The 22,137-nt window shown below is 68.2% G+C and carries 30 protein-coding genes and 1 pseudogene; 23 read left to right on the forward strand and 8 right to left on the reverse strand.

Features of this window, described 5'->3' with window-relative positions; all coding sequences use genetic code 11:
- Positions 1-2 precede the first annotated feature (2 nt).
- Positions 3-191, forward strand: a complete 189-nt coding sequence (locus tag ACQUQD_RS35010; RefSeq protein WP_428956204.1) for a hypothetical protein — start codon at positions 3-5, stop codon at positions 189-191.
- A gap of 7 nt (positions 192-198) precedes the next feature.
- On the opposite strand, the gene ACQUQD_RS35015 is transcribed toward ACQUQD_RS35010, so the two are convergent.
- From ACQUQD_RS35015 to ACQUQD_RS35025, 3 genes are read right to left on the reverse strand one after another with little or no spacing between them, the layout of a single operon-like run.
- A complete protein-coding gene (locus tag ACQUQD_RS35015) occupies positions 199-393 on the reverse strand; it encodes a hypothetical protein (RefSeq protein ID WP_428956205.1) in 195 nt (64 codons plus the stop codon).
- A gap of 44 nt (positions 394-437) precedes the next feature.
- Positions 438-878 (reverse strand): DUF6221 family protein, encoded by a 441-nt coding sequence (locus ACQUQD_RS35020; RefSeq protein ID WP_428956206.1) that lies wholly within the window; start codon positions 876-878, stop codon positions 438-440.
- Positions 875-1,156: a hypothetical protein gene (locus tag ACQUQD_RS35025; RefSeq protein ID WP_428956207.1), complete on the reverse strand. Its 282-nt coding sequence runs from the start codon at positions 1,154-1,156 to the stop codon at positions 875-877. The genes ACQUQD_RS35020 and ACQUQD_RS35025 overlap by 4 nt, the downstream gene beginning before the upstream one ends.
- Before the next feature lie 121 nt (positions 1,157-1,277).
- On the opposite strand from ACQUQD_RS35025, the gene ACQUQD_RS35030 reads away from it, so the two are divergent.
- The 7 genes from ACQUQD_RS35030 to ACQUQD_RS35060 all read left to right on the forward strand — a co-directional run bounded on the left by ACQUQD_RS35030 (position 1,278) and on the right by ACQUQD_RS35060 (position 3,450).
- Entirely contained in the window at positions 1,278-1,496 is a 219-nt protein-coding gene (locus ACQUQD_RS35030) for a hypothetical protein (protein ID WP_428956208.1), read from the forward strand.
- A 73-nt stretch (positions 1,497-1,569) separates the two neighbouring features.
- Complete coding sequence (locus ACQUQD_RS35035) at positions 1,570-1,962, forward strand: hypothetical protein (RefSeq protein WP_428956209.1); 393 nt, start codon at positions 1,570-1,572, stop codon at positions 1,960-1,962.
- A gap of 9 nt (positions 1,963-1,971) precedes the next feature.
- On the forward strand, positions 1,972-2,334 hold the full coding sequence (locus ACQUQD_RS35040; protein ID WP_428956210.1) for a hypothetical protein: 363 nt from the start codon (positions 1,972-1,974) through the stop codon (positions 2,332-2,334).
- Positions 2,331-2,618, forward strand: coding sequence for a hypothetical protein (locus ACQUQD_RS35045; protein WP_428956211.1), 288 nt, complete (start codon positions 2,331-2,333; stop codon positions 2,616-2,618). Before ACQUQD_RS35040 ends, ACQUQD_RS35045 begins: the two co-directional genes overlap by 4 nt.
- Positions 2,615-2,779 carry a hypothetical protein gene (locus tag ACQUQD_RS35050; RefSeq protein WP_428956212.1) on the forward strand — a complete coding sequence of 55 codons (165 nt, stop codon included), beginning with the start codon at positions 2,615-2,617 and terminating at the stop codon, positions 2,777-2,779. The genes ACQUQD_RS35045 and ACQUQD_RS35050 overlap by 4 nt, the downstream gene beginning before the upstream one ends.
- Positions 2,776-2,922, forward strand: a complete 147-nt coding sequence (locus tag ACQUQD_RS35055; protein ID WP_428956213.1) for a hypothetical protein — start codon at positions 2,776-2,778, stop codon at positions 2,920-2,922. Before ACQUQD_RS35050 ends, ACQUQD_RS35055 begins: the two co-directional genes overlap by 4 nt.
- A 3-nt stretch (positions 2,923-2,925) precedes the next feature.
- Entirely contained in the window at positions 2,926-3,450 is a 525-nt protein-coding gene (locus ACQUQD_RS35060; RefSeq protein ID WP_428956214.1) for a hypothetical protein, read from the forward strand.
- Between the two features lie 487 nt (positions 3,451-3,937).
- On the opposite strand, the gene ACQUQD_RS35065 is transcribed toward ACQUQD_RS35060, so the two are convergent.
- From ACQUQD_RS35065 to ACQUQD_RS35085, 5 genes and pseudogenes are all read right to left on the reverse strand, one after another.
- On the reverse strand, positions 3,938-5,614 hold the full coding sequence (locus ACQUQD_RS35065) for a hypothetical protein (protein WP_428956215.1): 1,677 nt from the start codon (positions 5,612-5,614) through the stop codon (positions 3,938-3,940).
- 125 nt (positions 5,615-5,739) lie between these two features.
- The gene (locus ACQUQD_RS35070; RefSeq protein WP_428957727.1) at positions 5,740-6,414 is read right to left on the reverse strand and encodes an HNH endonuclease signature motif containing protein; all 675 of its coding nucleotides are present in this window, start codon (positions 6,412-6,414) and stop codon (positions 5,740-5,742) included.
- Positions 6,414-7,853: pseudogene (locus ACQUQD_RS35075) on the reverse strand (PBSX family phage terminase large subunit); the annotation flags it as partial. The gene ACQUQD_RS35070 and the pseudogene ACQUQD_RS35075, both read right to left, overlap by 1 nt.
- Before the next feature lie 2 nt (positions 7,854-7,855).
- Positions 7,856-8,371, reverse strand: a complete 516-nt coding sequence (locus tag ACQUQD_RS35080) for a hypothetical protein (protein ID WP_428956216.1) — start codon at positions 8,369-8,371, stop codon at positions 7,856-7,858.
- A gap of 14 nt (positions 8,372-8,385) precedes the next feature.
- The gene (locus ACQUQD_RS35085; RefSeq protein WP_428956217.1) at positions 8,386-9,258 is read right to left on the reverse strand and encodes a hypothetical protein; all 873 of its coding nucleotides are present in this window, start codon (positions 9,256-9,258) and stop codon (positions 8,386-8,388) included.
- 149 nt (positions 9,259-9,407) lie between these two features.
- On the opposite strand from ACQUQD_RS35085, the gene ACQUQD_RS35090 reads away from it, so the two are divergent.
- From ACQUQD_RS35090 to ACQUQD_RS35160, 15 genes are all read left to right on the forward strand, one after another.
- A complete protein-coding gene (locus ACQUQD_RS35090; RefSeq protein ID WP_428956218.1) occupies positions 9,408-10,196 on the forward strand; it encodes a hypothetical protein in 789 nt (262 codons plus the stop codon).
- A 19-nt stretch (positions 10,197-10,215) separates the two neighbouring features.
- Positions 10,216-11,073: a P22 coat protein - protein 5 domain protein gene (locus ACQUQD_RS35095; protein ID WP_428956219.1), complete on the forward strand. Its 858-nt coding sequence runs from the start codon at positions 10,216-10,218 to the stop codon at positions 11,071-11,073.
- A 56-nt stretch (positions 11,074-11,129) separates the two neighbouring features.
- Positions 11,130-11,510: a hypothetical protein gene (locus tag ACQUQD_RS35100; protein WP_428956220.1), complete on the forward strand. Its 381-nt coding sequence runs from the start codon at positions 11,130-11,132 to the stop codon at positions 11,508-11,510.
- Positions 11,510-11,857 carry a hypothetical protein gene (locus ACQUQD_RS35105; protein WP_428956221.1) on the forward strand — a complete coding sequence of 116 codons (348 nt, stop codon included), beginning with the start codon at positions 11,510-11,512 and terminating at the stop codon, positions 11,855-11,857. Before ACQUQD_RS35100 ends, ACQUQD_RS35105 begins: the two co-directional genes overlap by 1 nt.
- A 3-nt stretch (positions 11,858-11,860) precedes the next feature.
- Positions 11,861-12,241 (forward strand): hypothetical protein, encoded by a 381-nt coding sequence (locus ACQUQD_RS35110; protein WP_428956222.1) that lies wholly within the window; start codon positions 11,861-11,863, stop codon positions 12,239-12,241.
- On the forward strand, positions 12,241-12,579 hold the full coding sequence (locus ACQUQD_RS35115) for a hypothetical protein (RefSeq protein ID WP_428956223.1): 339 nt from the start codon (positions 12,241-12,243) through the stop codon (positions 12,577-12,579). Before ACQUQD_RS35110 ends, ACQUQD_RS35115 begins: the two co-directional genes overlap by 1 nt.
- Complete coding sequence (locus ACQUQD_RS35120) at positions 12,579-12,917, forward strand: HK97 gp10 family phage protein (RefSeq protein ID WP_428956224.1); 339 nt, start codon at positions 12,579-12,581, stop codon at positions 12,915-12,917. The genes ACQUQD_RS35115 and ACQUQD_RS35120 overlap by 1 nt, the downstream gene beginning before the upstream one ends.
- A complete protein-coding gene (locus ACQUQD_RS35125) occupies positions 12,917-13,126 on the forward strand; it encodes a hypothetical protein (RefSeq protein ID WP_428956225.1) in 210 nt (69 codons plus the stop codon). The genes ACQUQD_RS35120 and ACQUQD_RS35125 overlap by 1 nt, the downstream gene beginning before the upstream one ends.
- On the forward strand, positions 13,119-13,451 hold the full coding sequence (locus ACQUQD_RS35130; protein ID WP_428956226.1) for a hypothetical protein: 333 nt from the start codon (positions 13,119-13,121) through the stop codon (positions 13,449-13,451). Before ACQUQD_RS35125 ends, ACQUQD_RS35130 begins: the two co-directional genes overlap by 8 nt.
- A 2-nt stretch (positions 13,452-13,453) precedes the next feature.
- The gene (locus ACQUQD_RS35135; protein WP_428956227.1) at positions 13,454-13,885 is read left to right on the forward strand and encodes a hypothetical protein; all 432 of its coding nucleotides are present in this window, start codon (positions 13,454-13,456) and stop codon (positions 13,883-13,885) included.
- A 10-nt stretch (positions 13,886-13,895) separates the two neighbouring features.
- Positions 13,896-14,483, forward strand: coding sequence for a phage tail protein (locus ACQUQD_RS35140; RefSeq protein ID WP_428956228.1), 588 nt, complete (start codon positions 13,896-13,898; stop codon positions 14,481-14,483).
- A 101-nt stretch (positions 14,484-14,584) separates the two neighbouring features.
- Entirely contained in the window at positions 14,585-15,013 is a 429-nt protein-coding gene (locus ACQUQD_RS35145) for a hypothetical protein (protein ID WP_428956229.1), read from the forward strand.
- 35 nt (positions 15,014-15,048) lie between these two features.
- On the forward strand, positions 15,049-15,417 hold the full coding sequence (locus ACQUQD_RS35150) for a hypothetical protein (protein ID WP_428956230.1): 369 nt from the start codon (positions 15,049-15,051) through the stop codon (positions 15,415-15,417).
- A gap of 12 nt (positions 15,418-15,429) precedes the next feature.
- Positions 15,430-21,189 (forward strand): peptidoglycan DD-metalloendopeptidase family protein, encoded by a 5,760-nt coding sequence (locus ACQUQD_RS35155; protein WP_428956231.1) that lies wholly within the window; start codon positions 15,430-15,432, stop codon positions 21,187-21,189.
- Entirely contained in the window at positions 21,189-22,136 is a 948-nt protein-coding gene (locus ACQUQD_RS35160; RefSeq protein WP_428956232.1) for a phage distal tail protein, read from the forward strand. Before ACQUQD_RS35155 ends, ACQUQD_RS35160 begins: the two co-directional genes overlap by 1 nt.
- The last annotated feature ends 1 nt before the right edge of the window (position 22,137 follow it).

The raw sequence follows: 22,137 nt of genomic DNA on the forward strand, positions 1-22,137 counted from the left end.
CCGTGGAGCGCTACCACTCGCTGTACTGGATGTACGTGATCCTCGCCCCGCTGATACTCGGGCTGATCGCGCTCACACTGATCCTTCTGCCGGGCGAGCCGAGTACCGGTGGGATGCTCATCGGGCTGGTCGTCTATCTCGCGGTCGCCGTCGGTGGGGGCTTCGTCGTCACTCGCTGCCTGGACCGCTGAACTCCGTCTACGACAGGGCCCCGTCCGCCTGATCGGCGTCCGGGGCCTTCGTCATGGGTACGGCGCGGGCGACCCAGCCGCGCCCGGCCGAGTCGGTGGGTGTTGTGGCGGGCTGCAAGCCCATCCGCTCACACAGCAGCCGGAGTTGCTCTAAGCAGTCCGCCCGGCTGCCCGCCCGCACCATGAACACGACGTCGTCCATGATGGCAGTGTGACGCGGCCGGTAGGGGAGCCGGGCGAGAACGGCTACATCAGCCACTGGTCCTTGAAGTCGGGATGCCGGGCGTAGGACTGCATGTCGCCTTGGATGACGATCTCCAGGATGGTGACCTTGCTGCGCAGGGCGGCGCCGTCCGGGGTGCTGCGCTCCCCGGGCGGGAGTTCGTCCCAACGCCGCGCAGCGTCCTCGTAGAGAGCGAGCCGGGCCCGCTTCACGGGAACCTCACGCAGGACGCGGTCGGGGTCGTGGGCGGCGATGTGCTCGGCCTGCTCCTCGGTCGGCGAGCCCTCGTTGAAGACCACCGTCTCGTCAAAGGCCGTGGGATCGGCAGGCAGCCCACCGATCACCTCGACCGACGGTCCGTTGGCCCGCCATTCGGCGCCCTTTCGTTCGTCGACCGCATCGAAGGCTAGCTCCTCGTCCTCGTTGAGGCGGGCGCGCAGGAACGGGATCTTGTCGTCGGTCACTCGGTCTCCTCCACGGCCTGGGCCTTCTTGAGGCGCTCGGCGCGCTCCTTGTATCGCTCGTCGGGTTCGATCCCGTTGTCGCGCGCCATCTTCCGCACGTGGGCTCCCGTCCACCCAGAGGCCTTGGCGACCTCGGTGGGCTTGAGGTGGCCCTCGCGCAGCGCTGAGAGAACGAGCTCCTTCAGCTCGTCGCTGGACTTCTTGAGGCGGTCGGCGTCGCGGAGCCGGCGGTTACCGACTGCGGCGATCTCTTCGAGGGAGGGCGGGGTCGACGTCATGGCATCAATGTATCGCAAGCGGGTTGCGGTGGCGATGCCTCATGGGTACTGTTTGAGGTGTCGCCACCGCTAGTAATGATCGCTACTAACTTGCGATCACGGTAGGCGCGAGGAGCCTGCAATGTCCGCAGCCATGAACCGCATCCGCCGCGAGGTGATGGACCAGTACGGCGACGCCCCCGCGAACACGGCCGAGGCGCTCGCCCACGTGCTGAAGGTGTACGCCGACGAGCCGGATGACCGCCTGATGGTCGAGGCGACGAACGGCATCTACGACGACGGCGTCCGCACCGGGCTCACCATGGGCGACCTTCGCGAGATCGCCGCCCGCCTCGCCTAGACCCCACCCCAGGGCCCGTCCGCCGTCGGCCGGGCCCGCCGATCCACCGCACTTCCGCAGCCAGGGGGACCCGTTGAACGCCAAGCTTCGCCGCCGTATCCGCACCGCCGCCCAGTCCGTCGCCAAGGCCCTCGCCTACCGGGCCCGCTCCGGCGCGGTGGCTGCGCTCGTCGAGATGGGGCAGCTGGTGCGCACCGGCGACATCCTCAGCCGGCTCGGCGCCGAAGACCTCAAGGATGGCTATCAGAGCTGGTACGGACGACACGTCGCCAAGGCGTACCGGGCCGCCAACGGCCACGAGCCGATCCGCGTCTGGGCGCAGCACCGCACCACCGGCAAGTGGATTCACGTCCACGTGTACAGCCCGTTCGACATCGCCCTGTACGTCGGCCTCGCCAGCTACAGGCAGACCCAGCACCTCGCTCGCCCGGCCTTCTACCAGGCCGCATATACGGAGGCCGCATAGGAGGCCCTGATGCGCGACAAGGTCACCAAAGAAGCGCGCCTGCGCATCATGCGGCTGGCGCTGCGACGGGACACGCTGCAGACCGTCGAGGGTGTCGAGCAGCGCACTTCCGTAAACGACGCCCGAATAGCTCTCTGCGTCGCCGTGGGCCGGGACGTCGATGATATCGACCCCACCTCCGGTCACGACCTCAGCCGCGAGGCCTACGAGTCCGTCCGACAGTCCTGGCGCTGGAACATCCAGATGCACGGCTGGAGCGACTGGTTCGAGCGGAACCTCGCGGAGGTGCTGGCCTTCTGGCGTGAGCGTCGCCCGGAGTTCGTCGACGGCGACGACTGGCTAGCCGGAATCATCAAGGAGGACCCGTCGTGATCGCCTTCCCGCGCACCGACGTGCCGGTCCCGGACGCGGTCGCCGACCTCGCCCGCCAGCAACTCCCCAAGCAGGCACGGCTGGAGATCGGCAAGGCGACCCGGGCGGGCCGGATGCTCACCGGCCGACCGCTCGCCGCCGTGTCGCTCCAACTCCGCCTGGAAGCCTCCGCCCACCACCACGCCGTGCTCTGTACGGCCAGCAAGCAGCTCGCCCGATACGGGCCCGACCACGTCTACGGATGGGGCCAGGTGCTCGGGCTGAAGAGGAAGGACAACCCATGAGGATCGTCAGCATCGAGAACGACGGCACCACGACAGTCGAACTCTCCGACAGCGACGCCCACGCCCTCCGTGACGTCCTCGGGACTGCCGCGCAGAGCGGAGACGGCCCCGCGTGGACGCTCCATCGGCTCCTCGCGCACGCACACGGAGACGCCGAGTGACCGCCCCCGCCCGCCCCGCCATCGAACCGCAGCCCGCGGTCGAGGCAGCCGAGTTGGTCGAGCCCCGGCGGCGGGACTTCGACGAGACGCCGCAGGAAGCCGCCCGCCGGGACAGGCTCTACTGGAACCGAGACGAGGACTGAACCGTGAAGCCGCTGCTCCTCATAGACGTCGACGGCCCACTCAACCCCTATGCGGCGAAGCCAAGTCGACGCCCGGAGGGCTATCAAACGCATCGCATGCGCCCGTCCGGCTGGGAGAACCCGTGGCAGAAGCCGCTCCGCGTCTGGCTCAACCCCGCTCACGGCGCCCAGCTCCAAGCCCTGCCGTTCGACCTTGTCTGGTGCACCACATGGCAGCACGAAGCGAACGAGTGGATCGGGCCCCACATCGGCCTCCCCGAACTCCCCGTCATCGAATGGCCCGACAGCGCCCGCACCGCACGAAGCGACGGAGTCTTCTGGAAGACCGAGGGTGTCGTCCGCTGGGCTGAAGGGCGATCGTTCGCGTGGATCGACGACGACTTCACGGACAAGGACCGCGACTACGTCGCCCGACGCCACGCCGGGCCTGCACTCCTCCACTGGATCAGCCCCCGACTCGGCCTGCTCGACCACGACCTTCAGGCGCTCACCGAATGGGCTGACAGCCTCGACGCCGACGCCGCCTGACCGCCCCGCAGGAGAGCCCCGGCCCCGCCGACAGGGTCGGGGCTCACGCGTGCCAGGCGGTAAGCGGCCCGGCAAGGGGAACACTGGGGGTAGCCGACCATGGGAGGTGATGAGGACTGTGCCAGGACGCAAGCACAAAGGCTTCGCGAGCAAGGCGCAGTGGTTAGGCGCTACTTCTTCGCGAACCCGCGCCTGAGAGCCCGCTACGCCCACCAGAAGGCCCACGCTACGAAGGGTGGGCCTGTGACCCGCTACCGTCGACTCCCCGCGCGCAAGGGCGTCCGCCGCCGCTAGGACTCGCGCGAGCCCCCGCCCACCCAAGACTCGCCGTCGCGATCCCAGCGCAGGCGGTCGCTCGGATCCCCGTAGTCGGGGTCGCAGTCCAGGCAGTGATCGCACAGTGCGCTGTGCTGCCCATCCGGCGAGTGCGGGGCCAGGTCGCACACGGCGACTCCGTGAGCGTGAACCAACCGAGCGCCACAAGCGCTCACGCCGCCTCCTCGAAGCCGCCCGTCTCGTCCTGCCCCTCGTCCGAGCCGGCCACAGGCGAACTGCCCACCTCGTCCTGCTGCGCGTTCGGATCGACGCCACCGCCAGTGTTGAACGGGTCGCCGGCCGGGATCAGGTCGGCCCGCTTGTCGTCGCGGATCCGCCGCACCTCCGCCTCGATCTCCTCGTCGTCGAGCTCGGGCGATCGCCACTTCACCTTCATGAAGTCAGAGATTGCGCCTGCCGAGTCGAGCAGCTGCAGGGTGCGGGCCGTGGCCTCCGGGTCGGGCTGTACGGCCTGCGGCCAGGATGCGGTGAGCTCGGCGGTGGGGTCGACGCCCGTGGCGCCGCAGTGGCGGACGTCGACCATCATCATCGTGGTCAGGTGATCCAATACGGCAGGCCGCTGGTACAAGATCTTCGTGCCCCGCGTCGACAGCGACTCCTCCTTGCGGGCCGCCACCTCCGTCGCTGTCACCGCCACGGTTCCCTCCTCGCCGTAGCTCTGGGCGCTGTAACCGGCGGACGAGAGGATCTGCTTGCGAAGAGCCTTCGTCGTCCGCTCGTGCTCCTCAACGCGGATCGCGAACTGGACCATGGTGATCGCGTCTTTGCCGTCGACGTCGAGCATGTTGAGGCCGACGCGCACCTCCTGCTCGAGGTCGAAGCTGCCGCCGGAGCCGGGGCCGTCGGTCTCCAACATCGACTGAGGCAGAAGGATCCTCGACTTTCCGAGCCGCAGATCGCGCATCCAACTCGTCCACGCCTCATCGAGCGAGTCCATGATCGGCTCGATGCCGGCGAAGTCGGAGCGGCCGAGCGGGGCCGTGCCGGGCACCCCGTCCCACACCCGGTTCGGCAGGACGTTCGGCAGGTGCGTGATCAGGAGGCGGTTGATGCCCGTCGACTGGACGCCATCCGCGTTGACGCCCTCCATCTTCCCTAGGAACTCGCTGTCGGGGTGGTCGGCGAAGTCCATGAGCATGCCGAGCGTGTCACTGCCGCCCTTATACACGCCGTACTGGATGCTCCCGGGCTGGTGGTACTCCAGCAGCCGCCAGACCTCCGTAGCGTCCTTCAGCGGCGCCAGCTCCCGCCACACCGTCGCCGCGGCGAGCGCACCCCACCGCCACTCCGGGACGACCGCCTCCGGGGCCAGAACGTCCGTCCACGGTCGCGGGCGCAGCGTCGTGTCCCAGACGACCCGCAGGTAGACGTTGGACAGCCCGGCCGTCAGCTCGGAGCCCTCGCGCATCTTGGCGTGGCCCCGGTCGTCGAGGTAGCGGCCGATCTGTGCGGTCGTCGTCTTGGCCGAGTCGGCGTCCGTCGAGTCGGCGTCCACGGTCACCTGCGGCACGTCCGCCCACAGCAAGTTCGCCGACATCTCCGCAATGTCCGCAGCGATCGGGATATGGAGCTTGGCCGCCTGCTGGCCCGGCGTGGGGTCTTGCCCCCAGAAGGTGCGCAGCTCGTCGCCTCCTGCCGCGCGCCGCTTGTCGACCTCGAAGAACTGGCGGGCTACCGCGTTGGAGCGGTAGTTCGCCGGACCGCCGTACACCGCCGCCAAATGATCGGTGTTGCCGGAATACCAGGCCCGCCACATGTCCATGTCGGCGTGCGGGATCTCCAACTGCGGCGGCGGCCATGGCGTGTTCCCGGACGGGGGGAGCGGCATAGCGGGGTCCCTTCTAGGCGGCTTGGGCGATCTTGTGTCGCCACAGGGTCCGAGTGGTAAAGACCGCGTATCTCAACGCGTCACAGTTGTGGACCAGTACGCCGCCTGCGAAGAACTCCGGGCAGTCAGCGACGGTCAGGTTCCAGACGGGAGCGGCGCCGCTCAAGGGCGTCACGGCGAGCACACGAGTGGCCGCAGAATCGAGTCTTGCTGTACTTGTTGGCGGTGAACCCGGAGGTGCAGCGCTCGCAGTTGCGCTGCTCGTCGTCGACCCCGCTCGCACGCCGCCACGCAGCCTTGCAGGCGTTGCCGCAGAAGCGTTCCTGGCCGTGCGACGAACGTGACTCGTAGGAATCTCCGCACTGTTGGCAGGTGAAGGCCTGGGCCTCCCTGCCCTCCCAGGTCCGCTTGCCGTGCTCGACATGCCAGGCGTGACCCTCAGCGGACCTGTGCCAGACGGCCGCGAGAGGTCGTATGCGCTCAAGGTTGGCCAAAGCTTCCGGCGAGCAGCTTCCGCGCCGCTCGCCAGCGTGATGCTCGGCGTGCTCGGCTGGGCTGAGACAGGCCAGGTTCGACGGGTCATTGTTGAGGGGATCGTGGTCTCGATGGTGTATGTGGTGGCCAGCAGGTATTGCGCGGCCATGGTGTGCCATCCAGATTTCTTCATGGAGGCGACGTTTCCCATTGAGGCGGTCGGCGATTCCGGGCGTGTAGTAAGCCTGCTCTGCCCAGCCTTCAGCTTCCGGGTAGCGGCGGAAAGTGATGCCCTGGAAGCGAACAGTTTCGACTCGTTTCGGCATGACAAAAGGATATCCGCATAACGCAGTTCATCGAGGGGAATCCACCCCTTTCCTTCAACCCAGAAGGGATGGTTGCCAGTTCCGGTTATTGAAGTTCCGTCGGACAGGTCGACCCGGTAAACCCGGGCCGAGGCATCCGTCATGCCCGCGGCCACAACTGGCCGATAGCCGGCGCGAGTCAGGACGCGATCCCCCGGGCGAATTTTCTCGATGGCGATCTCGCCGCTGATTGTCGTTACGGGCGTTCCGGCGACAAGGCATCCATGGTCGGCAACCTTGATCGGCTTCTCTTCGCCGCGGAGGGCGGCCTTGTCGTCCCAGGAGTAGCCGCCGATCTCGGTGATCAAGTCCTTGCAGGACTCGTGCACCAGCAGCTTGTTCGCGGCCAGCAGCGAGCTGACGGTGCGAATGCCGTCCATGACGTCGTTCTTCGCCGGCGTGGGGCGCAGCTTGTCCCGCTGCAGCTGCGTCGAGAAGCTCGCCGCGGACGGGTCGACGGTGATGAACTGCGGCCGGACCGAGCCGATCTGCGGTACCTCCCCGAGCCAGGAACGCAGCCGCGTCGAGTATTCGGCGTCGGTGAGCTGCCGCTTGTGCTGCCGCGAGTCGTAACGCCACTCGGCTGCGGCGTACAGGCGACGGTCGGCGCCAATACCGACGAGCACGGCATGGAACGGGTTGGATGTCCCGTAGTCAACACCGAGGCTGATCCACTTGTGGATACCCGCCTTCGGGAGCGCGGTGACGATGTGGCGGTCGCGGTCCCACGAGTCGTAGATCGCGCCTTCGGCTGCGACCCACTCGCCGAGGATGAAGCGGCGGTAGAACAAGCCCTCGTGCATGGCTTTGATGTCGCGGACGTACTCGGGGTCGAGGAACGGGTTGTCGTCGATCGTGAAGGAGAAGCGGCGCAGCGGCTTCTTCCCTTCCTGCGAGAGCCAGTCCCGCATGAACCAGTGCGCCGGGTTGTCGGGGTTGGTGGTGCAGAACAGCTGGGCGCCGCGCACCGACATGCGGCCGAGGAGCTGCTCGAAGAACACCTGCGGCACCAGCGTGACCTCATCGACGTAGGCGCCGCACAGCGTCATGCCGCGGATCTTCGGCTCGGATTTGGCGTCGTTGGCGCCGATCACGTGAATGGTGCGGCCGAGGATTGTCGCGGTTGGGGCGCCGGGCGTGTAGTGGATCAGCTTGGTCAAGTCGCCGAACAGAGCGGGGTCCTGGAGGGGCAGGAAGAGGTTGCGGTGGATGGTCTGCGCCGTCTTCCCGATGATCACGAGCTCGCCCGTGGTCGGAGCCTGCGACACAAAGATCAGCCACTTCAACAGCGACGCGATCGTCTTCCCCGACCGGATCGCACCCTCCCAGCACGAGATCTTCGTCGTCGACTCGGCGACAGACCTGATCTGCTTGCGGGACAGGGGCAGCGAATCCAGCACGGCTACGCCCCGTCGCCCTCAGCCTGCGCCGCGTCCTGCTGGTCCGCCGCACGCGAGTACGCCGTCAGCAGTTCACCGAGGTTGCCCAGCATCGACTTCGCCTGGTCGACGCCCGACGCCGCCTCCGGCGGGGCCAGCTTCAGCGACCGGTCGATGGCAAGGCCGGCGGCACCCATGAGGGCCCGCTTGTCGGCGGGGATGGGCTCGGCGGCGTCGTGAGTGTCGAAGTCGTGGTCCTTGCCGCCCCAGTCGAAGTACTGCTGTGGCTGCCAGACTTGGGCCCGCAGCTTCTCGGCGTCACCGATCAGGTCCTCGGCGAGGAGGCTGCGTCGTTCGGCGACGTCGGCGAGCCGTGCCTGTGTGGCCGCTGCGATCTTCGACCGGTCGAAGTCGAGGCCGAGGTGGGCGGCGGTGCGGGAGATGACGCTGCTGTTGATGCCCATCTCCCGGGCGATCGCGTTCCTCCCAAGTCCCTGCGTGTGCAGCTCGCGGAATTCGTCCCAGCGGTCTTCGTGCATGACTCCTTGTGGCATTACGGCCTCCGGGCGTTGCGGGCGCGTTGGCGCAGCAGGGTGGGCAGGGGCGGGCCGTCGAGACGCCAGGACGGCGACCAGGGGATCAGTACGCAGCGGCAGTGCGGATGCCTAGGAGGGCCTGGGGTAGGGCTCGTGAACACCGTGCGCTGCGGGTCGAGTGAGAGCCCGCCGACGAACTGGCCGCCGGGGCGGATGTGGAGTCCGGCGTAGGCGGCGCAGGCTGCGCACGCGTCGGGCTCGGCGACCCACAGGAGGCGGACGCCGGAGCCGAGGGCGAGGGCTGCGAGCCGGCTGGCGTTGGCGGCAGCTTGGGTGAGCGCGGTCGCGGCGTGCTGGGCGATTCGGCCGACGGCTCGACGGGCGCGTTTGAAAATGGAGTTGAGGCCGGCGAGCCCCATGGCGGTGAGGCCTGCGGTGGTGAGCAGGACGAGCGCCGCGCCGTGCTCCTCTTCTACGGCCTGGGGGATGGCTTCGCAGGTCTGCTGCGCGTCGTCGCCGACCTCGACGTCGAGCGGGGGCGGCGCCTGTCCTCGCATGGCGGCTGCGATGCCGGAGGCCTGCCGAGCGCTGATCTGGGCGGCGTTGAATGCGGCCCGTTCGGTCAGGTGTTGGGCTTGCTTGCCTTTGTCGGCGAAGGCGTTGCGCAGTAGCTGGCGCACGTAGTCGATGAGCTTTTGGAGTGCGTCACCGATGGGGCCGATCTGCTGGTGGGCGGTGTCGCGGACCCAGCGGGTGACGGCTGCGGCCTGTGCGGCAGTGAGGGCTTGGGCGAGGGGTTGGGTGGCGGCGGCGATGGTGCGCTGCTCCAACGTGCGGATGCGGTCGGGGTGTTGCTGTGCGATGTCGGCGATGCGTGTGCTGTCGACCATGAACCAACCCCCTCTCGTCTTCGAATCAAAGGATATCTTGCGTTCTAGCCTTTGATTGTGCAGCATTGAGGCGGGTTCAGGGTTAACATCTGGGCTAACGCAGGCGATCAAGGCATCGCCAAGCGCCAGCCGCCCAAGGAGGCACCGCGATGACGACCCCCGCCCCCGCCGACAACCCGGCCACGGACACCGGCAGCCAGCCGGCCACCCCGCCCGAGACGACGGCACCCGCACCGACTCCGCCAGAGCCGGCCGCACCCGCCCAGCCCGCCACAACTCCTGAGCCCGCAGAGCCCAAGCCGGCCGACGAACCCAAGGGGAAGTCCCCGACGTTCGACGGCGACTTCGACCCCGCGAAGTTCAAGAAGCTCGTCGAGAACCTCCGCGGCGACGTCGATGCCGAGAAGCAGAAGCGTCAGGCCGCAGAGAAGAAGGCCGCCGACGACCAGGCCGACCTGATGAAACGGGTCGCCGAAGCGTTCGGCATCCAGACCGACGAGGCCAAGCCGCCCACCCTCGAAGAGCTCGCCTCCCAGCTGGAGGAGTCCCGCGGAGAGACCAAGGCGTCCCGCGACGAGACCCGCCAGATGAAGGTCGAACTCGCCGTCTACCGGACGGCAGCAGGACACGGCGGCGACCCTGACGCACTGCTCGACTCGCGTTCCTTCGCCAACGCCATCTCGAAGCTCGACCCCGCAGCGGACGGCTTCGACAAGGCGGTCGGTGAGGCAGTGAAGGCGGCAGTCGACTCCAACGCGAAGCTCGCGGCCAAGGTGCCCGAGACGAAGCCGGAGCCCACCCCTGCGGGCGGCGCGCCGATGGAGGGGGCCCCAGGCGGCAAGCGGCAGCTGGGAGCGGCAGACGCGGCGCGGATGACACCCCAAGAGAAGGCCAAGGCCGTGCGCGAAGGACGCTTCAAGTCCTACCTGGGCGGCTGAGTTCCCCTAGGAGCCTCCGTTGTCCATCAACAACTTCAAGCCGGAGATCTGGAGTTCGCTCCTCCTCGACGCGCTGGAGAACGCCCTCGTCTACGCCCAGCCCGAGCTGGTCAACCGCGACTACGAGGGCGAGATCTCCAGCCAGGGGCAGAGCGTCCACATCACGACCATCGGCGACCCGACGATCTTCGACTACGACAAGAACTCGAACCTCAACTACGAGGAAGTCGAAACCGCCGGAACCGACCTCGTCATCGACCAGGCCAAGGCGTTCGCGTTCAAGCTCGACGACGTCGACAAGGCCCAGGCCCTGCTCAACCCGATGACGAAGATGGCGCAGAACGCCGCCTACGGGCTGCGTGACAAGGCCGACGCCTACGTCGCCAACCTGTACACGGGCGTCGCTGCCGCCAACACGATCGGCTCCACCGGCTCGCCGATCAACACCTTCACCTCGCCGACCGACGCCTACTCCAAGGTGCTCGTGCCGCTGCGCACCAAGCTCAACCGCAGCAACGTGCCGAAGGAAGGCCGCTACGTCGTCGCGAGTCCCGAGTTCATCGGCTCGATGCTCAACGACGACCGGTTCGTGAAGGTCGACGCGTCCGGCACCACTGAGGGCCTGCGCAACGGCATGGTCGGACGGGCTGCGGGCTTCGACATCCTCGAGTCCAACAACACGCCCAACCCGTCTGGTGACACGCAGGTCGTCCAGGCCGGCTACCCGGGTGCGATCACCTACGCCGAGCAGATCCTGGAGACCGAGGCGCTGCGTCTGCAGAACACGATCGCTGACGCCATCCGTGGCCTGCACGTGTACGGCGCGAAGTTGCTGCGCCCGACCGGTATCGCGGTCGCGTTCATCGACCCGGCGTAACCCCTCCCGGCGTGCTTCTTGTCGCCGCATCCGACTCTGACCCCGGGAGCCCTCCCATGCCCCGTACTGCCGTTTCCTACAGTCCTCTCGTCGCGAACGGGCACCTGACCAGCCCGGCCGGGACCACCATCGACGCGACGCTCGTCACGAACGGTGTCGTCATCAACGGCGTCGACCCCGAGCGCACGCTGCTCCGCGTCAACAACACCGCGACCGGCGCGAAGAACGTCACCGTCAAGGCGGGCGCCGGCCGCCAGTCCTGGCTCGCCGGGTCGGGCGACTACGTCCAGGCTGTCGGCGCCAACACGGGATCCGAGTTCCTCGGCCCGTTCACCTCTGCCCGGTTCCAGCAGCGCGGCTCGTCGATGTTCGTCGACTTCGAGTCCGGGTTCACCGGCACCATCACCGTCCTGAAGCTGCCGAAGGCGGGCCTGTGATGGCAGGCCGCGAATATCAGGGGTCGGGTGGTCTGCGCCTGCACCTGGATGAGCCGCTCTCCGACGAGATGGCCAAGCAGGTCGCCAAGGGCCACCTCGTGCCCGTCGCCGACGAGCAGGCCGAGGAGACCCCGCAGTCTCCCGAGGCGCCGTTCGACCCGCAGGATCCGCCTGCCGGGCCGGACGGCGACGTGAAGCGCCCGAACGCCAACGCGAAGGTCGACGACTGGCGTACCTACGCCGTCTCTCTCGGCATGCCCGAGGAGGAGGCGCAGGAGGCCACGAAGAAGGACCTCCAAGACTGGGTCGAGGTCGCCGAGGGCGGCTCCGAGGGTTCGGGGGAGTAGCTCATGCCGTCGTATGCGACCGTCAGCGACCTTGAGGCGTGGCTCACTCCTGAGCCTGCGCCTGCGAACGCCGCGCGCCTGCTGGATCGGGCGTCGACGGCGATCGACAGGGCGCTGTACGGGCTCGCCTACGACAAGGACGACCCGGAGGTTCAGGAGGTTCTGTCGCGCGCCTGTGTGCGGCAGGTCCACTGGCTGATCGGCAGGGATGACGAAACGGGCGCGCAGGACGATGTGGCGTCGATGTCGACTGGCCAGCGTTCGTTCACGCGGCGCGCTCCGAAGGACGGCGAGTCGGCGTCTTCGCAGCGTCTGGCGCAGTCGGCGGCCGACGTGCTGAAGGTGTCCGGCCTCTTCCACGGCGTTGTCTGGACGTGGGGCTGATGCCGTTCAATATCGGGCGCCAGACGGTCACCATCCTCGATGCTCCGCTGGTCGCGGGCGCGTACAACGCGAGGGCCCGCGACTGGGATCAAGCGGTCGAGACGCCGGTCTCTGGCTGCACGGTCGACGTCACCGGCTCGACCGAGGTCAAGAACGCAGGGGATCGCACCATCACGACAGCCCGCTTGGATCTGCCTGCTCGCGCTCCGGCTGTCACGGAGTGGATGCGCGTGTCCTGGCAGAGCCGCACGTGGGAGGTCGACGGCGTCCCGGCCGCCCCGGAAGCGACAGGCCCGCTGGCGGGGCAGGTCGTCAACCTGCGGGAGGTGGCCGGCTGATGGCCTCCCTGGTGGAGATCGACGTCGAAGTCGACGACACCGCGATCGAGTTCGAGCTGCCGCACGACGACGAGGTGCAGGACGACCTCAAGGGCCGCATGGACAAGGTCGTCGAGGTCGCCAAGCAGATCGCCCCCGTGGACACGGGCCTGTACCGGTCCCGGATCTCCCGCCTCGACGAGGACGACCCGGACGGCGCCGTCCACGTCGAGGCGAACACGCACTACGCGATCTACGTGGAGCACGGCACCCGCCAGACCGACCGGCATGGCCGCTCCATCCACCCGCCCCGCTACACCCTCTCCACCGCACTCGACGCCGCAGGAGGCGACCACTGATGGACGAAGCAGAGGCCATCGCCCGCCGCTTCCACGAGGCATACGAGCAGCTCGCGCCCAACCACGGCTACGAGACCCGTGAAGCCTCACGAAAGCCCTGGCCGGACGTTCCCGACAACAACAAGAACCTCATGATCGCGGTCGTCGCACAGCTCCTCGCAGAGGGCGTTGTCCGGCCGGGCGACGACAAGGAGAACAGCCATGGCTGACGGCGACGTCGTGAAGATGAAGCTCACGTTCTGGCGTGACGGCAAGGAGCCCGGCGACATCGTCGAGGTCCCCGCCGACGAGGTGCACCGGTGGAAGGGCTTCGCCGTTCAGGTCGGCGACCCGTACCCGTCCGGGCAGACCGCCGACCCGACCGGTGACAGCGACTACCCGAAGCCCGCCGAGAAGCCCACCGACAGCGCCCCGGTCGCCGAGTGGCGGCTGTACGCGGTCACCCTCGGCATGGAGCAGGCCAAGGCCGACAAGGCGACCAAGAGCGAGCTGCAGGACTACGTGGCCAAGGCCACCACGGGCGCGACGGCCTAGTCATGGCTACCGCGGTTGTCCTCCCCGACGGCAAGAAGATCGCCATCGATCTTCTGACGGCTGTTCTCGACGGCGTGTACGTGTCGTCGAAGACGCCCGAAGGCGCGGCGCTCAACGCTGTGCTGCCTGCGGTCAGGGTGCTGCGCATCGGCGGAGTCGCCGACGTCCGCAGCTGGAACGGCCCCGCCGCCAGGGACAACCCCCGCTTCTCCATCGACTGCTACGCCGCCGACGAGGACACCGCTATGCGCCTCGCTCAGCGGGTGTGCGCCGAGTGGGAGCTGCTGCCCGGCATGAGCACCGCCGACGGCGAAGTCACCGGCATCAGCCAGGAAACCGGCCCGCAGGACAGACCAGAAGAGCCGAACTCGGATGTGTACCGCGTCGGCATGACCCTGGGGATGAGCGTCTGCCCACCCCGCGTGACCAGCTAGGAGGCCCACCGTGGGCGACGCATCCACCATCATCGTCGGCACAGCCGGCAAGGCATACATGGGCGACGTCGGGGCGACGTTCCCGACCGGCCCGGAAGAGGTCTGGGGCAGCGACTTCACCGACATGGGGTTCATCACCCCTGACGGCCTGGAGGAGGCTCTGGCGGAGGAGCGCACGCAGCTCGACGCGTGGGGCGAGGACGCCCCGGTCGTCGACCTGGCGCGGAAGCGCACGCAGACGTTCAAGCTGGTGTTCCGGCAGACGACTGCCGAGCTGCTGTCGCTGTACTACCAGGTGGGCCTGGCGAACATGACGAGCACCGCAGCCGTGACCACGCCCAGCCCGAAGAAGCAGTTCCTGTCGTTCGGGTCCGGCTCGCTGTCGGACACGGTCGAGATCGCCCTGGGCCTCGACGTGATCATGTCGGGGAAGCGGCACCGCATCATGATCGCCCGCGCTGGTGTCACCGACCGCGAGGCCGTCAAGCACAGCTCCGAGGACTCCTCGAACTTCGGGCTGACCTTCACCGCCCTGGCTGCGCCCGGTGGCGCCCAGTCCGTCCAGCACATGATCACGGACGTCGTGAAGCCCGCCTGATCTCTGACTGGTGGTCCGTCGCGCTCATCTCCTGGGCGGGGGCGGCACGACGGGCCACCTGCACTGCCCCCGCCCCGCCCTCGCCCACGAAGGAACCGATCATGTCCAAGCCGAACCGTAAGGTCATCCGCCTCCAGCAGATGCGCATGAAGCAGGCGGAGGCCGCCGGCATCAAGTACGTCGACGTCGTCTACGAGGCGCCCGGCGAAGCACCCGGCACGTTCGTCGAGAAGACCTGCTCCTTCCTCAAGCAGGACTTCTGGCCCGTCGAGATCGTGCGCAGTGTGCAGGACGCCGCCAACACCGACCAGTTCGACGTCCTCAAGCGGGTCGCCAGCCCGCCCGAGGCTTTCGACGAGTTGGTGTCCGTCGCGCAGCTCACGGTCGGCGAACTCAAGGAGCTCGTCGAGGAGCTCTCCGATGAGGCGGACACCGACGAGGGGGAAGGCTCTGGCTCCTCGGACTCCTTGAGGAGCACGCAGGAGCCGTCCGCGCCGACCTCCAGCGCTACTACCCCGGCCGCCGCCTAGAAGAGTTCTGGGCCATGTCGTGGGGCGAAGGGTCCATGTCCTGGGCAGAGCTCCGCGACCTGGTCCAGGCCCTGCCCGAGGACTCCGCCACCAAGGCGGCGACCGCGGGCGGTGAGCAGGAAGAGCAGCGCTGGAACCAGCAGACGTTCCTGCAAGCCGCCACCTACAACGCGCTGTTGATCCTCGTGCGGATCCTGTGGGTCGCCCACCTCAAGGGCCAGCCCCCGGACGTGCAGGCGATCAGCCCGCCCAGCCTCGAAGCGGACGCCACCGAGGACGAGGCGGCCGTCGCGATCAGCGAACACCTGCTCAACCAGTACAGCCCCGCCCCACCCCAGTCGGATCCCGACGAGATCGCCGAATGGGAGCAGGCGATCAAGCAGCTCGAAGCACACGGCGCATAGGAGGGAGGCGGCATGGCCGAGGCAACGACCGTCGGACGCACCCGGGTATCGCTCCTCCCGGACACGTCCAAATTCGGTGCCATCCTTGCCGTCGAGCTCCCCAAGGTCGTCAAGCCCGGCGCGATCAAGGCCGCGGACGAGATCGGCGACGCGATCCAGAGCCGCCTCGAGACCCTGAAGCCGACGGTCAAGGTCAAGGCGGACCTCGACGCTGCCGGGTTCAAGGAGCGCCTCGACAAGCTCACCGCACCCCGCAAGGTCAAAGTCTCCGTCGAGCTCGACGAGGGGGCCGCCAAGGGGCAGCTCGACAAGCTGGCCGGCGACCGCAAGGTCAAGGTCACCGCTGACGTCGACGACACCAAGGCCACTCAGTCCATCGACCGCCTCACCCGCGACCGCAAGGTCAAGGTGGACGTCGACGTCGACGAGGCCGGGGCTAAGGGCAAGCTGCAGAGCATCCTCGGGCAGCGCACCGTCGACATCCTGCCGAAGATCCAGCAGGGCGCGTATAACACGGCGCAGCGGCAGCTCGACCGCCTGTGCAAGGACCGCGTCGTCAACATCCGAGCTTCCGTCGACACCCGGGTCGGCGCGAACGAGATCCGCAACCTGACGCAGAACCGCAAGGTCCGCATCGGTGTCGACGTCGACACGCGCGTGGCCGCCGACAGCCTCGCCAACCTGACCCGCCGCCGCACCATGACGGTGCAGGCGCGCGCCGACACGGGCGCCGCCAATACGGCGTTGACGTTCCTGACACGCGACCGCACTGCCAACGTCCGCGTCCGCGCCACCGGCCTCGCCGCCCTCACCGGAGCCCTCGGCAACCTCGGCGGGGGAGGGGGCGGCGGACTCGGCATCCTATCCAACCGCATCGTCACGCTCGGCGTCGCAGCCATCGGCGCCATGCCTGCCATCGGCTCCCTCGGCTCCGCCCTCGCCCAGATGGGGCCGCTCGCAGCGACCGCAGCACCCGCCGTCCTCACCCTCGTCGGCGCGTTCGCCGCGATCAAGGTGGGCACCACCGGCATCGGTGACGCCATCAAGGCCGCCTTCCAGCCGGCTGCCGGCGAGGCCAAGGCTGCCGCCGCCGCCACCAGAGGTGTTGAGACCGCGCAGCGCTCCCTGGCCAATGCGCAGCGCGGAGTCGTCGACGCGGAGCGAAGCCTGGCGCAGGCTCAGCGTGCCGCCCGGCAGACGCAGGAGGAGCTCAACGGGGCCCGCCGCCAGGCCATCCGCGATCTGCAGGACATGAACGCCCAGCTCAAGCAGGGCTACCTCGACCAGAAGCAGGCCGCACTCGATGTCGAGCAGGCCGAACTCGACCTGCAGAACACCCGCAACGACCCCGCCGCCACCCAGTTGCAGATCCGGCAGGCCGACCTGGCGCTCGAGCGGGCCAGGGCCAGCGCCGACGAGCAGGCCCGCCAGCAGAAGCGCCTCGCCGCCGACACCAAGGCCGCGAACAAGGCCGGTGTCGAAGGCTCCGACGTCGTCATTCAGGCCAAGGAGCGCATCCGGCAGGCCAACGAGCAGGTCGCCCAGCAGGAACGCGCCCTCCAGGACGCCCACCGTGCCGTCTCCGACGCGGCCAAGCAGGTCGCTGAAGCCCACAAGACGGCCGCCACCCAGGTCAGCGCCGTCGACCAGGCAATGGCCAAGCTGTCACCGAACGCCCGCCGGTTCGTCGACGTGCTGCGCGAGATGGCCCCCGCCTGGCGCGACATGCGCCTCGACGTCCAGGACCGACTGTTCGCCGGGATCGGTACCCGCCTGCAGCAGGTCGCCGGGCAGATCCTCCCGACCGTCCGCGCCGGCCTCGCTGGTACCGCGGGCGCGCTCAACACGATGGGCAAGAACGCCCTCACCGCTGTCTCCAACCTGCAGAAGACCGGGCAGCTGAAGAGCGTCTTCGACGGCATCCGCGGCAGCCTCACCACCCTGAACCGGATCCCCGGCCAGCTCGTCACCGGCCTCGCCCAGTTGTCCATCGCCGCGCAGCCCGCCTTCGACCGCATGACCAAGGGCGCGGCGAAGGCCATGGACAGTGTCATGGACAAGCTGGCGAAGGGCCTGGAGAACGGCAAGCTCACCGACGCCATCAACACCGCCCTCGACGTCGCCATCGCCTTCGGTCACGTGCTGGCCGACCTCGGCGCCATCATCAAGGGAATCTTCAGTGCTGCCGCGGCGGGCGGCGGCGACTTCTTCGGCGTGATCGGCGCGGTCATCAAGGAGATCCGCCGCGTCGTCGAACTCCCCGAAGTGCAGGACGCCCTCACGAAGATCTTCAAGGCGATCTCCGCTGTGGCCGGGCTGCTCGCGGGCGCTCTCGGTGCGGCGATCCAGGCCGTCCTGCCGGTCCTGGCGGCGCTTGCCCCGATCGTCGTCGAGCTGACACGGATCCTCGGCCCGGTCATCAACGACCTGCTGACGGCGCTGGGCCAGGCCCTGCTGCCGATCGCGAAGGCGCTCGGCCCGATCCTCGTCGTCGCAGCTCAAGCCGTAGGCAAGCTGGTCACTGCACTGCTGCCGATCCTGACCGTTATCGGCGATCTAGTGGCGCAGGCCCTGCCCGCACTGATGCCGCTCTTCGACCAGTGGGTTACTAGCATCGACGCCCTGTCGCCGCTCCTGACGATGCTGGCGACGCTCCTCGGAGTCACCCTGCGTCCGGTCATCGAGGCCCTGGTCGGGGTGCTCGTCCAGGTGGGTCTGGCGTTCGGCCAGCAGTTCATGGCCATGATCAAGGCTCTCCTGCCGGTTGTCCCGCTGCTGATCCCGGTGATTGTGCAACTGGCCGAGTCGATCGCTCAGATCCTGGTCGCGATCACTCCGCTGCTGCCGCAGATCCTCACCCTGTCCATGCAGCTGATCACCCAACTGCTGCCTGCACTGCTGCCACTGGCCGAGCCGCTGGCGAAGCTGATGATCCTCTTCACGCAGTTCGCGACCTGGGTCATCGTCCAGATCGTCCTGCCTGCCCTCGCCGGGCTCATCGCGTTCATGGCGTCGATGCGGAAGAAGTTCCAGCCTGCGATCGACGCCGTGAAGTGGCTGGTCGAGAAGATCTCCGGGTTCTTCTCGTGGCTGTACGACATCCTGCTCGGCCACTCGATCATCCCGGACATCGTCAACGGTGCGATCCGCTGGTTCGGCGACATGCGCCGCAGGGCGGTCCAGATCTTCACGGACCTGAAGGACGGGGCGTCGCGGATCTGGGGCCGCTTCTGGAACAGCGTGCGGACCACCGCCTCGGACGCCTGGGGCAAGGTTCGCGACGGCTTCGACCGGTTCCGTGACGGCCTGACCAGGGCGTTCCGCAACATGCGGGAAGACATCAGCGACATCTGGCGCAAGATCCGCGAGCCGCTGAAGGACCCCATCGAATTCTGGATTAAAACGGTCTATAACGGCGGAATCCGGAAAGTCTGGAACGCAACGGCCGCAAAACTGCCGGGAGTTGGAGAGATCAGCCCGATCTCCCTCCCCAGGGGCTTCGCCCGCGGCGGCATCCTCCCCGGCTTCTCCACCTGGCGCGACGGCGACGACCAGCTCGTCCCCATGCGCCGCGGAGAAGGCGTGTACGTCGCCGAAGCCATGCAGGACCCCTACGAGCGCGCGCGCCTCCACGCCGTCAACGCCGCCGCCATGGCCGGCCGTTCGCTCAGCCAGTTCCGCGGCTTCGCCGAGGGCGGCATCGTCGGCGACATCGCCTCCGGTATCGGCAAGGCCCTCAGCGGCGGAGCAGACGCGGTGCGCGGCGGCCTCGCCGACCTCGCCGAGACCGCGTTCAAGCCGGTCAAGGCTGGCATCAAGAAGGTGCTCGGCACCAACACCAAGACGTGGCCGGGCCTCGTCGCAGGCATGCCGAACAGCCTCATCGACAAGACCGTCAGCTTCATCCGCGGCAAGGAAGCCGAAGCGGGCGGCACCGGCCGGTGGATGAAGCCCGTCAACGCCGGCTACGGCACCCGCTTCGGGGTGCGCGGACAGATGTGGTCCTCGGGCCGCCACACCGGCCTCGACTTCCCGGCGCGCACCGGTACGAGGGTCGTTGCCGTCGACAACGGCACCGTGTCCATGGCGACCTCGGGCGGCCCCTACGGCAAGCACGTCATGATCAACCATGGGGGCGGGCTGCAATCCTTGTACGCCCACATGTCCGCCATGGTCGCCAAGGCCGGCGAAATCATCGGCCGCGGCGACCGGGTCGGCTCCGTCGGCGCGACCGGCAACGTCACCGGCCCCCACCTCCACCTGGAGGCCCGCAAGAACGGGCGCGCTGTCGACCCGATGCCGTACCTGCACAGCGCTGACGTCGGCGGCAAGGGCGTCAACCGGTGGCGCGGCGTCGTCGTCCAGGCCCTCGGCGAAGTCCACCAGTCCCTGTCGAACGTCACACTGACCCTGCGCCGCATGAACCAGGAGTCCGGCGGCAACCCGCGCGCGGTCAACCGCAACGACATCAACTGGGCGCTCGGCTACCCGAGCGTCGGCCTCATGCAGGTCATCCGCGGCACCTTCCAGGCCTACGCCGGGAAATACAAGCGGACCGGCCCGTTCATGTACGGCGTCTCCGTCGACCCGATGGCCAACATCTACGCCTCCATGCGCTACGCGCTCGCCCGCTACGGCAGCCTGTCCCGCGCCTACAACCGGCCCGGCGGCTACGCGCTCGGCGGCATCATCGGCGGGCTGCGCGTCAACCGTGGCCTGCCGCGCGGCGGCGGGTACGCGTCCGGCGGCATCATCCGCGTCGGCGGCAAGCGCATCGACACCGGCCCCATCGCCGCATCCGTCGGCTCCGACTTCCTCAAGGCGCTCACCGGCACGGCCGCGCAGATCAGCGCCGCTATGACCAAGGTGTCGACAGCACTGAAGAACGCGTTCAAGGGCGTGAAGACCACCCTGGACGACCGGCTCCTCAAGGCCGTGTCGGTACAGAACAAGGCGTTGCAGACGCTGGCGAAGTCGCGCGACGAAATCAAAGCGAAGATCACCGCCGCGAACACGCTAGCCACCGAGACCACCGCCAACGCCGTCAACTTCACCGCCCTCACCTCGCTGCCGAACGGCGGCAACACGTTCGACGCCTCAGGCATCCTCGCCGGGATGAACGTGCGCCTCGGCCAGGTGAAGACGTTCGGGAAGAACCTGCAGACCCTCGCCAAGCGCGGCCTCAACAAGACGCTTCTACAGCAGCTCATCTCGGCCGGGCCGGAGTCCGGCGCCGCCTACGCGCAGGCACTGGTCGACGCCACCCCGCAGCAGCTCAAGGACATCAACACCGCCCAGTCCAACATCGCCAGTGTCACCACGGCGTTCGGCAAGGACGCGGCGGATGCGATGTATGACGCCGGCGCAGACTCCGGGAAGGGCTACCTGACGGGACTGGCCTCGACCCAGAAGGCGATCGAAGCCCAGATGGCGAAGATCGCTAAGGCGATCCAGAAGACCATCAAGGTCGAACTGAAGATCAAGAGTCCGTCGAGGGTGCTGCATGCTCTCGGCCGCTTCACCGGGCAGGGCTTCGCTGGCGGCGTGGAGGCCTCGATCCCCGAAGCCGTCGCAGCGACACAGCGCATGGCCAGTACCGTCCGGGCTGCCGCCTCGACCGCCACGGCCCGGGTGCAGCAGCAGACCAACATCAAGCAAGGCGGCGACCGGCACCTGACCTTCAACGCCACGACCCGCGAAGTCGCGCCCAGGAAGGCCATCCTCGACGCCCTCGCTGTCGACGAAATGCTCAACCGGACGGTGGTCGTTTAATGCCCATCCTCGTACCCCCGACCGACACCGGCCCGGAGCAGCCGCCATGGGTGGGCGCGCCCTGGCCCACCCTCATCAACCAAATGCCGCAGGTCAGCTTCACCGACCCGCGCGGCGTGGTCACCAAGCTCAGCGACTGGGAGAACGGCTGGCTGCTGCAGCCCGGCGCCAAGGGGCTGGACATGCCCCAGTACCAGTTCGCGCAAGACGAGTCGCCCGGCATCGACGGATACGCGCTGCGCAGCACCCGCGCCCAAGGCAAAGAGATCATTCTGCCGCTGGCGTTCTGGGCCAACGACAGCCGGGCCGCCTACCTCGCCCGCCGCCGCGCCTTCATCAAATCCATGAACCCCAAGCGGGGCGTCGGCACACTGACGCTCACCCAGCCTGACGGCGACTCCCGCACGATCGGCGCCTACTACACGGGCGGCCTCGAAGGCGACGAGTCCCTCGACGCCGCCGGCAACACCTGGTGCATCAACGCGATCACGTTCGGCTGCCCGTCCCCGTACTGGATCGGAGACCCGGTCGGCTACGAGTGGAAGTCGGCTGTCGACGCCTTGTTCTTCCCCGTCCTGCCGCTGGCGGTGGGCGACTCTCAGACCTTGGGCGCCGTCACTGTCGACAACCCGGGCGACGACGTCGCCTATCCCGTGTGGACGGTCACCGGGCCCGCCACCCAGATCAGCCTCACCAACGACAGCACGGGACAAGTCCTCGTCATCAACCGGACTTTGGCCACGGGCGACGTCGTCACCATCGACACCCGCGAACGCCACCAGACCGCCGTCCTCAACGGAGGTGTCAACTTGTGGCCGGACATGTCGACCGCATCTGATCTGTGGACCCTGGAAGAGGGCATCAACAACTTGACGCTCACCGTCACCGGCTCCGGCACCACAACCCGCGTCGCCATGACCTACCAGCCCCGCTACCTGGGGGCCTGAC

The organism is Streptomyces sp. cg35 (genome assembly GCF_050410835.1).
Classification (GTDB): domain Bacteria; phylum Actinomycetota; class Actinomycetes; order Streptomycetales; family Streptomycetaceae; genus Streptomyces.